Origin of the sequence: Sulfurimonas sp. (assembly GCF_029027405.1) — a bacterium.
Taxonomy (GTDB): Bacteria; Campylobacterota; Campylobacteria; order Campylobacterales; family Sulfurimonadaceae; genus Sulfurimonas.
Genome location: NZ_CP093396.1, coordinates 1,770,169 through 1,783,508, shown reverse-complemented (window position 1 = coordinate 1,783,508; position 13,340 = coordinate 1,770,169). Strand labels below are relative to the sequence as shown.

Genomic DNA, 13,340 nt, shown 5'->3' with positions numbered 1-13,340 from the left:
AGCAAGCAACCATTGGAAAAACTAAAGTTTTACCAACGGCAGTTACTCACCCGCGCCCCCGTTAGCTATCAAGGAAAAAATTGTATAAAATAATTAGTATTCTAGCTTTTTTAGCTTGTATAATTTGGTTATATATAGAACCAAGTCCAGAGCCGGTAGTTGTTCTACTGCTAAGCACAGCTGCATTTTTTAGAGATGAAGTTCATGGAATCATTGGATTTAACTTTATGTCATTAACCCCAAATTCTACTTTAATTAGAGATTTTAGTGATTATAAGTATTCATTTACAAATGAAGAATATATTAACCCAAAAATTCTTGAAGACCTAATCGGTTGGACAAGCGATACAGGTGATCAAGTTGTATCAATCAATATTTCTAAATCAAATAATAGTTGGAATGTCCCCTATAAACTAGACACTAATTAATCCAATAATTTAGATAGTATAATGATATAACATTATGAAAATTATAGGGTTGAAAAATGGCAAGAAAAAGATACAGTGAAGAGTTTAGAATAGAGGCAGTAAAACAAGTAACTAAAAATGGTTACAGCATAACAGATACGGCAAATAGATTAGGTATACATCCAACATCGTTAAGTGGTTGGATAAAAAGATTAGAGTCTCCAGCAGCAGTAAAAAAATATAAGATTATGGATGAGTCCCAAGCGGAGATAAAAAAACTCCAAAAAGAGCTAAAGAGAGTTACAGAAGAGAGGGACATCCTAAAAAAGGCCGCGGTGTACTTTGCAAGCCACACAAACTAAAATATACTTTTATTAAAGCTTATAGCGAAGTCTATGCCATTCATAGACTTTGTAAAGTTATGCAAGTGCACCGAAGTGGATATTACCAGTGGCTAAATCAACCGATTTCTAATAGAGAGTTGGAAAATCAAGAATTACTTATTCAGATAAAAGAAGCCTATAAAGAATCCAATGGGGTATATGGTCATAGAAATATTCATAAAGATTTAAAAGAACTTGGAGTTCATGTAAATAAAAAGAGAGTAGCTAGACTGATGAGCGAGGCCAAGCTCTATGGTGTAGGCACTTATAAACGTAAGCCATACTCTAAAGCTGGTCCCGTTCACAAGGCACATCCTAATCATTTACAGCAGTGTTTTATAGTAAATAAACCTAATGATACTTGGGTTAGTGATATAACTTACATTAGAACAAAAGAAGGATGGATATTCTTGGCAACTGTTATAGATTTATTTAATAGAAAAATTATTGGCTGGGCGACAGGACATAGACAAACAACACCACTAATTATTGATGCACTTAAAATGGCAGTTACAAGACTGCATAAGGATGATAAGGTTATTCTTCACTCCGATCAGGGAAGTCAATATAGCTCTTATGATTATAAAAAGTTTGCCAAGAAGCATAATATTACTCTTAGCATGAGTAGAAGAGGAAACTGTTATGATAATGCAGTTGCGGAAAGCTTCTTCAAAACATTAAAAAAAGAGCTTGTTAGAAAGCAGGTATTTTTAACTAGAGAAGTTGCAGCATCTAAAATCTTTGAATATATAGAAATGTTCTACAACTCGAAAAGAAGACATAGTTATTTGGATTATATTTCACCAAATGAGTTTGAAAAAAGGTATAATTTGGGGTCTTCAGAAAATTAGGTTTTTACTGGATTAGTAATTGTCTAGTTTATAGGGGACATTCCAAGTAACAGATATTTTTCTGATATAACATCAAAAAAATCAAGCAAAACTCATCCAGTTGTCACAGCGAAAGAAGAAGATGAGATACTTTCTTATCAATATATAGGTTGTTCATTTAGTGGAGTTCATATTATTCAAACATGGAGTGCTTCAGATGGAGTAGCTGTTTTTTGTAATATACTTTTAGTAACTGTCAGTAATGACTCAACTATTGATTTTGAAAATGGAAAATATATTAAAGTAAATCGTTTAGTTATCAAAAAGGTTGGTTCTTTACCTTTGGGTGATAGATATACTGGAAATATAGGATATAAATTTGGTTTTCTAAGCATTTCGTATTGTAGTAGTCGCAAATCATTAAGAACAAAAAATAGTCGTATGTTAGTGCTATAGCTAACAAAACGCAGGAGCCAATAGTTTACCCTAGCGGGAAAACTATTGCTCTCCTAAAACGTTATCCGCTCACTGCGTGACCGGATAACGGGGGCGCGGGTTGAACACCCACTGGTCATCTGTCGCACAGCGCCAGATAACAAGCGGGAGGAGCAAGCAACCATTGGAAAAACTAAAGTTTTACCAACGGCAGTTACTCACCCGCGCCCCCGTTAGCTATACAAAAAACAAAGGTACTTTATGTTTGGTGAAAATTATAACGAGCAGCTTATTTTAGGGGATATGATTCAAGAGTTCGTTCAATCTACAAAAAATTATGATTATAATCGTATTTATAATAACTATAAATCAAAGTATGACTTTATTAAGAACTATTCACTAATTGTTGGCACGGATGATGAAACTGGGTCAGATTTTCATACAAATATATTATCAGAAATTAATAGCAAAAAATTCTATGATTCTGATGAAAGTGAAATAACTGTTGAACACCATTTTTCAAATTATAAAAACATTTTATATTTTACAAATGAATTTAAAGAAAAAGTAAATCATGATAGTTCTATATTTGTTGACAGTAACTCAATGAATATGTTTGAGAGATTTTATAATAAAAAAATTTCTAATAATTTTATTGACTTTAAACTAAAGCACAATATAGATTTGAATTATTTACCATATATGATGGAAGATCATATAAACCCACATCATAAAAAAAAGAATCCACAAAGAACATTAGAGAAAATTAGAATATTTGAAATAATAAATAATCTAGATATTGAAAATTTTCAAAATAGAAATAATTTAAGTGAAAACTTAAATTTATTAAATCAACATGGTTTTAAGAATATTGATGAGCTTATTGAGGATAGGGTCTTCTACTTCAATCATTTTATTGATAAACTTCAACATCAGTATACTAAAATACAATTATGCAACTCCCCTTATTATACTTTTCAATCAAATAATAAGCTTGATATATATTCGATTTTATCAGAATACTACATGATATTTGGGTATATATTAAAAATACTGATAGAGAAAAGAAAGAACATATCAACAGAAGAAAAAGTAAAAAATGTTTTTCATCAAATGGTTTTAAATGGTAGAAATTTTAAACATATACTTGAGTTTTCATATGACTACTTTGACGATGATAGAAAAGTAAACCAATTTTTTAACTATAACAATAATTGGAGTTATGAAAAAACTATTACTGAAACATACAATAAAACATGGGATATATTTTTGTATTCAATGACACAAAACTTCATAACTATAATGCCCCTAAAATCTAAGACACCAATTCAGTAGGATTTATTTTCAAAAAAGCTAAAATAAGTAAGAATTATGGAGATAAATTATGAGTAGAAAACAAGGGCAAACTTATACGGCAAAACAGAAGACTAAAATAGTCTTAGAAATGTTAAAAGAAGATATGACAATAAGTCAGTTAGCAACTAAGTATAAAATCACTTCTCAATCATTAGGAAAATGGAAGACTCAATTTTTAGAAAATGCATCTTTAGCATTTGACTTGGGTGGAGCGACGAAAGCTTATAGAGATGAAATAGAAGAGTTAAAAACTGAGAATGATGGCTTAGCTAAGGCACTAGGAAAAGCAACTGTAAGAGCAGGTTTCGTTGAAAAAAAGCTAAAGAGCTTGGACTTATGTAATAAAAAAGCTTTGATCGAGTCCAAGCATAAAAAATTATCAATTTCAGAGCAATGTGAGATATTTGGTATTAGTAGAAGCCACTATTACTATCAACCAGTACCAATGAGTCAAAAAAACATCAAACTACTTCATAAAATTGATGAGATAGCTACAGAGAACTCAGAGTATGGTTATAGGTTTATCTACGAGCAACTCAAAGAAGATGGCTATGCCATTGGCAGAAATAGAGTCTTGAAATATATGGCAATACTTGGCATACAAGCAATATACCCAACTAAAAAGAAACTAACAAGTATTAAAAATAAAGAACATAAAATATATGAGTACCTCCTCAAGAAGTATTGGACTAGAGTTGGTAAGAAAAATACTGTCTATGTGCCTACTCCAAACGAAGTATGGAGTGGTGACATTACCTATATTCGTATTAACGGAGGTTTTATGTATCTGGCAGCAGTTATAGACTGGCATTCTAAAGCTATACTCTCCTATAAAATATTATCATGCCCTTGTGGTACTAATTCTATGGATGCAACACTTGCAACCGATGTGCTAGAAAAGGCACTTGCAAAGTATCCTAAGCCTAAGATATTTAATAGTGATCAAGGAAGTCAATATACAAGCAATGAGCATACTCAGATACTTAAAAGATATAATATTCAAATATCAATGAATGGGAAAGCTAGAAGTATTCACAATATAGTAATTGAGAGATTTTTTAGAACCCTTAAACATGGTAATATTTACATAAATGATTATCAAACTATTAGAAATTTAAAAGAAGGAGTTAAAGCTTATATCTATAAATACAACTTTAAGAGATTTCACTCAAGTTTAGATTATAGAAAACCGATGAATGTTTATCTTGAATATCTAAAAAATGTAGGGTAAGGTAACAGTTGCTTATGAAATTAAATCTTTAGGAAAGTTGTCTTGATTTTTAGGGGCATTATAAAGATATATAACTAAAAGACCAAGACTACAAGCTGGAAAAGATTTGAAGAAAATCATGTATCGACTCACTCAAACTAATGAAAAAAAATTTACTAAAAAGCTTGATGAATGGTATGAAACATATAAAAATTTTATAGAAGAAAAAAGTATCAATAATGATACTGGTAAATCATATTACACTCATCAAAAAGTTAGAGCTGCATATAGAAGTTTAAGAGCTAATCTTTCATATCTTTTTACAAGAAATAAATATAAAAATTTCAAGATTCCAAACACAACAAATACTCTCGATGGTGGAACTTTTTCTCCATTGAAAATACTCATTAAAATCCACAGAGGATTAAGCAAAAGCTTGAAGTTAAAAATGGTTGATGATTATTTATTAAACTATAAGAAAAAATAATTATTCAGCCTAAAAAAATTTACTTTAAATCTTAAATTCTTAGTATGAATTTAGGTTACCACTCCAGTATTTGTGTTAGAATTTTTGTAATTTATGAGACTGTTTGAGGTTTAGTTATTTCACAGTCTCTATGTTTTGTTATCACTATTTATTAACCTTTGAAATAGTATATCCTCTAAATTTCTACTTGTGTCTATTACTAATAAAACATAAACTTTTTCATTATCAATTTTGTAAATTATTCTCCATCTTTTATATATAATTTCTCTATATTTTAAAATACCAATTTGTTGAAACTCTGGTACTATTCTTTTTCGTTCTGGTAAAGTGTATAAATTATTACATTCTTTTTTTATTTCATTAAATATTTTTTTTGCTATATTTATGCTGTCAATCTTAATGTATTCAATAATTAATTCTAAATCAAGTTCAGCATTTTTACTCCAGATAACTTTGAATTTTTTCATTTTAAGTTATCCAAATAATTTTTGCTCTAAATTATCAAACATATCTTTTTGTTCTATAGTTCTACTGTTTTCTATATCATTTTCACCTTGAACTATGAGTTTTAACAGGTTTAAAGAGTTTTGTGTATTTTCATAACTTTTTATATCTTGTACTACTGCTTTTGCTTCACCATTTTGTGTAATTATAATAGTTCTTTGATTTTCATTTACCTCATTGATAACATTTGCAGTTTTTGCTTTTAAATAGCTAATTGGTTTTATATCTTGACTTAAATACATAATTTCCACCTTCTTTAAAGATACTATATTGTACCAAATTTAGATTTAATTTGGTATTAATTGAAAATTACTTTTGGTGATAACGGCTGAATATAGCCAATAAGTCGCCGCTAGGCTACTTATTGGCTACTATGAGACTGTGAAATAACTAAACCTCAAACAGTCTCATAAATTACAAAAATTCTAACACAAATACCTTAACATTAACCATATTTAAACCCTTATAATTGTATAATATAACTAATAATAGTTCGTAATATAGGGATTTAAAGAGGTGTCTATGAGTGAGAAATACAAAGAGGGTTTAAACCGTAATCAACAACTATTATTTCCTCCAAGTCTTGATGAGTATGTAGATGAGAATAACCCTGTAAGAGCTATTGATGATTATGTCTCATTATTAGATTTAAAAAGACTAGGCTTTAGCGATACGTCTAAGAGTCTCTCTGGTCAAAAATCTTATGCACCAAAGTTACTATTAAAAATATATATCTACGGCTATCTCAATAAGATACGAAGTTCTCGCAATCTTGAAAAGGAAAATAGCAGAAATATAGAACTGATGTGGTTGACAGCAGGACTAAAGCCAACTTATAAAACAATAGCGGATTTTAGAAAGGACAATCCAAAAGCACTTAAACAAGTGTTTAAGGAATTTATACTTTTGTGTAAAGGAATAGGACTTATCGGTGGAGAGATAGTTGGACTTGATGGTGCATTTCTAAGAGCTAATGCTTCTAAAAATACTCTTATAATGAAAAGAACCGTAGATGAGTCCATCAAACAAGTAGAATCGTCTATAGAAGAGTATCTAACTACTTTAGAATATAGCGATGAAGAGACAGTCACAAATAAACTCTCTAAAAATCTACCTAAAAATTTAGATAAACTCTTAAAAAAAACTCAAGTCTAAAGCTGACTTAGCGCTTCTTAAAAGTCTTAATAAAACTCAATATAATCGTACTGACCCAGATGCAAGCGTAATGACTAAACCATCCCATAATCTTATGGCTTACAACTCTCAGATATGTGTAGACGATAAGTACAAGTTTATAGTAGCTACAGATGTAACATCATCAGGTAGCGATAAACAAGAACTCCATAAAATGGCTCTACAAACTAGAAAAGTTATAAATAATCCAAACTTGATAATAACAGCAGATAAAGGCTACTCTTCAGCAGTTGAGATTAAAAAATGTATTGACGATAATATAAATACAGTAGTACCATTAGTAAGAACAGGTCAAGAACTAAAAAACAAAGGTAAGTTCACTAAAGATATGTTTATCTACGATAAGAACAAAGACGCTTATGTATGCCCTAACAATAAACTAATATCAAGAACATCATCATTGAATCAATCATATGCTAGAACTATGTACTTGTATAGAAGCTCTCAAACCGACTGTAATGCCTGCCCAATCAAAGATAAATGTTTAGGTGAAAAGACTAAGAATAAACAGACTCAAAGATGGGAACATCAAGAGCTACTTGACAACTATAATGCGAATATGCAAACAGATGAATCAAAAGCTATCATCAAAAAAAGACTAGCTCAACAAGCGTCAGTGCAATAAATCTACTAAATAGATTTATGTAAGTTCAATAGTTGAACACCCATTTGGAACAATCAAAAGAAGCTTAGGCTGGGATCACTTCTTAGTGAGAAGCAAAAAGAAAGTAGCTGGTGAAAACGCACTCATCATGTTTACCTATAATTTCAAACGATTACTAAACCTGATAGGGATAGCTCTGTTTAGAAAACTGATGATAGCTGTCAAAGATGGAGACTTAAGTGATATAAGAGAAGAAATAGCTTTTTATATCGCTAGTTTTAGGCTCTATATGGCTAAAATAATATCAAATATTTTTATGGTACAATTTAAACGATATAATTTCTAAAAATCGAATTATTATGAACTTTGAGGCTTGATTGTTTCACAGTCTCGTTGGAAAGAAAAACAAGGTAATAGTGCGAAATTTTCTACCTTTTATGTGTCGAATTAAGATATATTAAATAGCTAATAATCAAGACGATTTGATACCTTGTTTTTCAACTCGACCGTTAGTTTCAATAGGAGCGATATTAAAATATGGGAGTACATTAAGTTGAAAACAAAAAAAATTATACTATCTATCGCACTTGCTCTTTTTATGAGCCTTTTTACAGGGTGTACCGCCAAGGCTTGGTATAAAGGTGGACAATATGGGGCAGAACATAACTGTCGTAATCAACCAGCTGGTGCAATTGAGCAATGTTTAGAAAATCTTAATAAAAGAACATATAAAGAGTATGAAAAAGAACGTTAAAATCATAAAATACTGCTTATTTTAACTACGCTGTTGACAACTTGTACAGTACTTCATTGGATACCTCTGTTTATAAGACATAATAGCGTAGAAATCATCATAGATTGTTTAAAATTTTTGCAAAAAAAAGATAACTTAAAACTCTATGCTTATGTTGTTTTGGAAAATCATCTGCATATGGTTGTTCAAAGCAATGATATAGAAAAAACTATGAAATCATTTAAACAGTACACAGCAAAAGAGTTGTTAAATTTACTAAAAAAAGAAAATGTTACAAACATCTTAGAACAACTAAAGTTTTATAAAAAAGCACATCATAAAGCAACTAATTTTCAAGTATGGAAAGAAGGTTATCAACTAAAACAAATCAGCTCTGATGAGATGATGAAAACAAAGATAAAGTACATCCATAAAAATCCTATAAAACGTGGATATGTTGATGAAGCTGTGCATTGGCGATATAGTTCTGCTAGAGATTACGAAGGTGTACAAGGGTTGGTTGATATTGAGAGGTGTTTTTAGTTTTATGTAGAAGATTCCATATCTGGAGATATGGAACTAGAAGTGCATACACTTTATGATATATAAAAGCAAAAATTTGCTAAAATAGATAATCAATAATTTTTATCTAAGGGAATATATGTTTGAAGTAGTTATAGGACTTGAAGTTCATGTACAGCTAAACACTAAAACTAAACTTTTTTGCTCGTGTCCTACGAGTTTTAACCACAAACAAAATACAAATACATGTCCAACTTGTTTAGCCCTTCCAGGAGCTTTACCAGTTTTAAATAAAGAAGTTTTACATAAGTCTATTATGCTTGGAGCAGCTATAGATGCTACGATAAACAGGACTTCATTTTTTGACAGAAAGTCTTACTTCTATCCAGATAGTCCATCAGCATATCAGATTACTCAGCTTTATACTCCAATAGTTGAATATGGTACTTTAGAGATAGACTTAGAAGATGGTAGTAAAAAAACTATCCGTATAAATCGTGCACATATTGAAGCAGATGCTGGTAAAAATATACATGAGGGTGAGATATCTAAAGTAGATTTAAACCGTGGTGGGACTCCACTACTTGAAATAGTTTCAGAACCAGACTTAAGTAATGGCGATGAAGTTGTGGCATATCTTAAAAAACTACACTCAATCATCCGTTATTTAGATATAGGTGACGCAAACATGCAGGAGGGTTCTTTTAGAGTTGATGTAAATGTTTCTATAAGACCAAAAGGTGATAAAAAATTATATACTCGTGTTGAAGTTAAAAATATAAATAGTTTTAAGTTTATTCAAAAAGCCATAGAAGTAGAAGTAGCAAGGCAGAGTGAAGCTTGGGAGGATGGAGTTTATGAAAAAGAAATTTCTCAAGAAACTAGACTTTTTGACCAAATAAAACAAGAAACTCGTTCTATGCGTGGAAAAGAAGAAGCTGCAGATTATCGTTACTTTCCTGAGCCTGATTTACTGAAAGTAATTGTAACAGATGAGATGTTTGCAAAATACTCTAAAATACCAGAACTACCAGATGCTAAAAGAGATAGATTTGTAAAAGAGTATGGTATGAATGAATACAACTCAGGTGTTATCACAGCAAGTATAGAAATGGCAAACTTCTTTGAGCTTATGATGAAAGAAGGCATAACGGCAAAAAATGCTACTACTTGGCTTACAGTTGAGCTTCTTGCTCGTTTTAAAGGCGATGTAAATATCAAAAACTCTCCAGTAAATGCTAAAAAACTAGGCTTTTTAGTTAAGCGTATAGAAGATAAAAGCATAAGTGGAAAAGCGGCTAAAGAAATTCTTGATTATTTGATGAACAAAGATGAAGCCGTAGATGCTGCTATAGAGGCATTAGGACTTAAACAAGTTACAGATACGGGTGCTATAAATATTCTGTGTAAAGAGATTATAGATGCTAATCCTGATAAGGTAGAACAGTACAGAGGTGGAAAAGATAAACTCATTGGCTTTTTTGTTGGACAAGTTATGAAAGCTTCTAAGGGAACAGCAAATCCTCAAGCAGTAAATGAAATTTTAAAAGCAAAATTAGGATAAAAAATATGAAGCGTTTAGTTGTTGACTTTGCTTATTTTTTAAATACATCAACATCGTATCAAAATACTAAACGCTTTTTTTATAATGTTTTAGAAAATAGCAACTATAAATATAAAAAATACTTTGATATTTTTATGATTACACTAATCTTTATAAGTGTTGCTATACTTATTAGAGAAGTAAAATCACATGTAAATGACAATCTACTTTTTTTCAATAACTACATTATTTCTATTATATTTTTTATTGAGTATATTTTAAGACTTTGGATTAGTAGTAGTGCTAGTGATGTTATTATAAAACAAAGTGAGCATGATAGTATGCTTGGGGAAAAGTTTAGATTTTTTAAAGCTATCAAAGTTATCAGTGTTGATAAACTAACATATATCTTCTCTTTTAAAGCTATGGTTGACTTACTAGCTATTATTCCATTTTTCCATCAGTTAAGGCTTCTTCGTATATTTATACTATTTAGAGTATTTAAACTCTTTAGATATGCCAAAAGTATTCAAACTTTTACCTCGATTATTTTAGCAAAAAAGTTTGAGTTTTTTACACTTTTAATGTTTGCATCTATCATCATCTTTGTATCATCTGTTTTGATTTATGTTATGGAAGCAAATAATCCAGACTCGCCAATAGATACTCTTTTTGAAGCAGTTTATTGGTCTATTGTAACTATCTCTACTGTTGGTTATGGAGATATCACTCCTGTGACACAAGAAGGACGAGTAGTTGCAATGTTTGTAATAGTTGCAGGTATTGGTGTTTTTTCTTTTACAACTTCACTTATTGTTACTGCTTTTACAGAAAAACTAGATGAGATAAAAGATCAGAAATTTATAGATGACATATCTAAAATAAAAGAGTTTTATCTTATTTGTGGTTATGAGAATGTAGCAAAAGAAGTAGTAAAAAAACTTAGTAAAAATAATAATATTATTATCTTAGAAGAAGACCATTTAAAAGTACAAAACGCAACAAAAGATGGTTTTGTAGCACTTAACTATGATCCTGGTTCAATCGCAAGTTATAAAAAACTTCGTATAAATATACAAACGCAAGTAAAAGCAATCCTTTGTTTAAGCCATAGTGATATAGAAAATATTTATACTGCTTTAACAATTCGCTCATTTAACAAAGATGTATTTATCCTCTCAATCCTAATGAATAAGATGAATAAAAATAAATTGATATTTGCAGGAGTGAATGAAGTTTTTTATGAAAAAGAATTAGTAGGTATAATAGCTAAGGAGTTTGTAGGTCAACCTGTTGCTTTTGAAGCTATACATGAACTTCGTGCAAATGATAATGGTATTGATGTTGATGAGATATTTATTAATGATAGAATTTTTAATAATATTTCAACTGTAGGAGAGTTAGAAAACAAAAGATATAGAATAGTTCTTTTAGGCATTTATAAAAAAGAAAAGGATAGGTTTTTCTTTAATCCTATCGATAGTACAGTATTAGAAGTTGGGGATTACCTTTTAGTGATTGGAAATACTCAGTTTTTACAAGAATTTATTATATATTTAAATAAAAAAGGCGCTTAAATGCAAAATAATGCTTTGTTATTTGGAGATAATGAATTTACTATAGAAATACAAAATAATATATCACAGCATTATAAAAATGTACAAGTGTTTAAATTAAATACAGATGATGAATATAGTTTTGATTTAAGTGATGATTGGGATGAGTTAAGTAAAAAATATGACATGACTGATTGCATCGTTTTTTGTAATTTAGAAAATATGGCAGAAAATATATTTTTGACTATTTCTCTTCGTGATTCTTTTAAACATTTAAATATTATAGCATTATCGCAAGATAAGGAGAGTTCGGATAAGCTTCTTTTAGCAGGAGCAACTAGAATCTTACCTACAACTCAAACAATGGCAAATACTATTGTGGAAATACTTGAAAAACCTATTGTAACAAAGGTTTTTCACGATATACTTTATAAAAATAGTGCTTTAAAAATTGCTGAAATTAAACTAAAAGAAGAGACTATTCTTGATGGTAAATATCCATCTGATATTGAGTGGAGTAGGGAGCATGGCATTATAGTTATTTCTATTGTACATGAAGATATGAAAAGAGAATTTATATACTCATCAAAAGAAAAGCATCATATGATAAAAAGTGGTGATACTTTTGTCGTAGTTGGTTATGAGCAAGATATAAAAGATTTTAAAAAATTTATAGGAAATAAAAGTGAATAAAATAGGTGTAATAGGCGCAGGTAAATGGGGGTCAGCATTAGCTTTTGCTTTAAGCGAAAAAAATGAAGTTAGCATAAGCTCAAGAACACCACGAAAGCTTAAAAATTTTGTTCCAATGCAAGAGATTTTAAAGTGTGAATATTTAGTTGTCACAGTTCCCACTCAACAAGTTTCATCATGGTTAAAAGAGCATTTTGTTTTTGATGGACAAAAAGTATTGGTTGCTTCAAAAGGAATTGAAGCATCTAGCGGTAGGTTTTTAAATGAAATTTATCAAGAATATATCCCAGATGAAAATATTGCTTTTTTATCTGGTCCTTCTTTTGCATCTGAGGTTATTAAATCTTTACCAACAGCTTTAGTAATAAACTCTAAAAATGAAAATCTTTGTGATGAGTTTGCTTCTTTTTTCCCATCTTTTATTAAGGCATATACTTCTACGGATGTAATGGGTGCAGAAATATCAGGAGCTTATAAAAATGTTATAGCTATTGCCGCTGGAATATGTGAAGGTTTAGGTTTAGGTAAAAATGCTGCCGCTTCACTTATCTCACGAGGTTTAGTTGAGATGCAAAGATTTGGTTATGAATATGGAGCAAGAGAAGAGAGTTTTATAGGACTTAGTGGAGCAGGAGATTTATTTTTAACAGCATCTTCTACTATGAGTAGAAACTTTCGTGTCGGTTTAGGTTTAGCAGATGCTAAATCGCAACAAGAGATACTTGATGATTTAGGTGAGGTTGCAGAGGGAATAGGCACAAGTTATGCTTTAGAAAAAATTGCAAAAGAAAAAAATTTATATCTTCCAATAGCTAAAGAAGTTTATGAGATGCTAGAGGGAAAAAATCCACAAGAATCTTTAAGAGATTTATTGTCTAATTGA

At 30.2% G+C, this 13,340-nt stretch carries 17 protein-coding genes; 14 read left to right on the top strand and 3 right to left on the bottom strand.

Annotated elements, in window-relative coordinates:
* Positions 1-80 precede the first annotated feature (80 nt).
* Both MOV42_RS08525 and MOV42_RS08520 read left to right on the top strand, forming a co-directional pair.
* Complete coding sequence (locus MOV42_RS08525) at positions 81-428, top strand: hypothetical protein (protein ID WP_324170771.1); 348 nt, start codon at positions 81-83, stop codon at positions 426-428.
* Between the two features lie 56 nt (positions 429-484).
* Positions 485-1,641 (top strand): IS3 family transposase gene (locus MOV42_RS08520; protein ID WP_324170770.1). Its coding sequence is split into 2 segments (ribosomal slippage): positions 485-737 and positions 737-1,641, totalling 1,158 coding nucleotides; the frame shifts between segments, so codons are not numbered across the junction.
* 176 nt (positions 1,642-1,817) lie between these two features.
* Here MOV42_RS08520 and MOV42_RS08515 read toward each other — a convergent pair.
* Positions 1,818-2,015 carry a hypothetical protein gene (locus MOV42_RS08515; protein ID WP_324170769.1) on the bottom strand — a complete coding sequence of 66 codons (198 nt, stop codon included), beginning with the start codon at positions 2,013-2,015 and terminating at the stop codon, positions 1,818-1,820.
* Between the two features lie 301 nt (positions 2,016-2,316).
* Between MOV42_RS08515 and MOV42_RS08510 the strand changes: the two genes are divergently transcribed.
* The 3 genes from MOV42_RS08510 (at position 2,317) to MOV42_RS08500 (ending at position 5,108) form a co-directional block, all read left to right on the top strand.
* Positions 2,317-3,390: a hypothetical protein gene (locus MOV42_RS08510; RefSeq protein WP_324170768.1), complete on the top strand. Its 1,074-nt coding sequence runs from the start codon at positions 2,317-2,319 to the stop codon at positions 3,388-3,390.
* A gap of 49 nt (positions 3,391-3,439) precedes the next feature.
* Entirely contained in the window at positions 3,440-4,642 is a 1,203-nt protein-coding gene (locus MOV42_RS08505) for an IS3 family transposase (RefSeq protein WP_324170767.1), read from the top strand.
* 118 nt (positions 4,643-4,760) lie between these two features.
* On the top strand, positions 4,761-5,108 hold the full coding sequence (locus MOV42_RS08500; protein WP_324170766.1) for a hypothetical protein: 348 nt from the start codon (positions 4,761-4,763) through the stop codon (positions 5,106-5,108).
* Between the two features lie 128 nt (positions 5,109-5,236).
* On the opposite strand, the gene MOV42_RS08495 is transcribed toward MOV42_RS08500, so the two are convergent.
* Both MOV42_RS08495 and MOV42_RS08490 read right to left on the bottom strand, forming a co-directional pair.
* Positions 5,237-5,575, bottom strand: coding sequence for a type II toxin-antitoxin system RelE/ParE family toxin (locus MOV42_RS08495; protein WP_324170765.1), 339 nt, complete (start codon positions 5,573-5,575; stop codon positions 5,237-5,239).
* Positions 5,576-5,581: 6 nt separating this feature from the next.
* Positions 5,582-5,854: a type II toxin-antitoxin system Phd/YefM family antitoxin gene (locus tag MOV42_RS08490; RefSeq protein ID WP_324170764.1), complete on the bottom strand. Its 273-nt coding sequence runs from the start codon at positions 5,852-5,854 to the stop codon at positions 5,582-5,584.
* A gap of 280 nt (positions 5,855-6,134) precedes the next feature.
* On the opposite strand from MOV42_RS08490, the gene MOV42_RS08485 reads away from it, so the two are divergent.
* The 9 genes from MOV42_RS08485 to MOV42_RS08445 all read left to right on the top strand — a co-directional run bounded on the left by MOV42_RS08485 (position 6,135) and on the right by MOV42_RS08445 (position 13,340).
* Entirely contained in the window at positions 6,135-6,767 is a 633-nt protein-coding gene (locus tag MOV42_RS08485) for a transposase (RefSeq protein WP_324170763.1), read from the top strand.
* A gap of 70 nt (positions 6,768-6,837) precedes the next feature.
* Complete coding sequence (locus tag MOV42_RS08480; protein WP_324170762.1) at positions 6,838-7,431, top strand: transposase; 594 nt, start codon at positions 6,838-6,840, stop codon at positions 7,429-7,431.
* A gap of 85 nt (positions 7,432-7,516) precedes the next feature.
* Positions 7,517-7,756 (top strand): hypothetical protein, encoded by a 240-nt coding sequence (locus MOV42_RS08475; RefSeq protein ID WP_416385436.1) that lies wholly within the window; start codon positions 7,517-7,519, stop codon positions 7,754-7,756.
* Positions 7,757-7,963: 207 nt separating this feature from the next.
* Entirely contained in the window at positions 7,964-8,164 is a 201-nt protein-coding gene (locus MOV42_RS08470) for a hypothetical protein (protein WP_324170761.1), read from the top strand.
* A gap of 33 nt (positions 8,165-8,197) precedes the next feature.
* Positions 8,198-8,686, top strand: coding sequence for an REP-associated tyrosine transposase (locus MOV42_RS08465; RefSeq protein WP_324170760.1), 489 nt, complete (start codon positions 8,198-8,200; stop codon positions 8,684-8,686).
* Between the two features lie 118 nt (positions 8,687-8,804).
* On the top strand, positions 8,805-10,229 hold the full coding sequence (gatB, locus tag MOV42_RS08460) for an Asp-tRNA(Asn)/Glu-tRNA(Gln) amidotransferase subunit GatB (protein ID WP_324170759.1): 1,425 nt from the start codon (positions 8,805-8,807) through the stop codon (positions 10,227-10,229).
* Between the two features lie 5 nt (positions 10,230-10,234).
* On the top strand, positions 10,235-11,785 hold the full coding sequence (locus MOV42_RS08455; protein ID WP_324170758.1) for an ion transporter: 1,551 nt from the start codon (positions 10,235-10,237) through the stop codon (positions 11,783-11,785).
* Positions 11,786-12,457, top strand: a complete 672-nt coding sequence (locus MOV42_RS08450) for a TrkA C-terminal domain-containing protein (RefSeq protein WP_324170757.1) — start codon at positions 11,786-11,788, stop codon at positions 12,455-12,457.
* A complete protein-coding gene (locus tag MOV42_RS08445; RefSeq protein ID WP_324170756.1) occupies positions 12,450-13,340 on the top strand; it encodes an NAD(P)H-dependent glycerol-3-phosphate dehydrogenase in 891 nt (296 codons plus the stop codon). Before MOV42_RS08450 ends, MOV42_RS08445 begins: the two co-directional genes overlap by 8 nt.

Excerpts from the sequence above, each read along its gene's own strand:
- MOV42_RS08510 (WP_324170768.1), top strand. The coding sequence starts at position 2,317 with ATGTTTGGTGAAAATTATAACGAGCAGCTTATTTTAGGGGATATGATT.
- MOV42_RS08490 (WP_324170764.1), bottom strand. The coding sequence starts at position 5,854 with ATGTATTTAAGTCAAGATATAAAACCAATTAGCTATTTAAAAGCAAAA.
- MOV42_RS08485 (WP_324170763.1), top strand. The coding sequence starts at position 6,135 with ATGAGTGAGAAATACAAAGAGGGTTTAAACCGTAATCAACAACTATTA.
- MOV42_RS08505 (WP_324170767.1), top strand. The coding sequence starts at position 3,440 with ATGAGTAGAAAACAAGGGCAAACTTATACGGCAAAACAGAAGACTAAA.
- MOV42_RS08450 (WP_324170757.1), top strand. The coding sequence starts at position 11,786 with ATGCAAAATAATGCTTTGTTATTTGGAGATAATGAATTTACTATAGAA.
- gatB (WP_324170759.1), top strand. The coding sequence starts at position 8,805 with ATGTTTGAAGTAGTTATAGGACTTGAAGTTCATGTACAGCTAAACACT.
- MOV42_RS08455 (WP_324170758.1), top strand. The coding sequence starts at position 10,235 with ATGAAGCGTTTAGTTGTTGACTTTGCTTATTTTTTAAATACATCAACA.
- MOV42_RS08480 (WP_324170762.1), top strand. The coding sequence starts at position 6,838 with ATGACTAAACCATCCCATAATCTTATGGCTTACAACTCTCAGATATGT.
- MOV42_RS08515 (WP_324170769.1), bottom strand. The coding sequence starts at position 2,015 with ATGCTTAGAAAACCAAATTTATATCCTATATTTCCAGTATATCTATCA.
- MOV42_RS08495 (WP_324170765.1), bottom strand. The coding sequence starts at position 5,575 with ATGAAAAAATTCAAAGTTATCTGGAGTAAAAATGCTGAACTTGATTTA.
- MOV42_RS08500 (WP_324170766.1), top strand. The coding sequence starts at position 4,761 with ATGTATCGACTCACTCAAACTAATGAAAAAAAATTTACTAAAAAGCTT.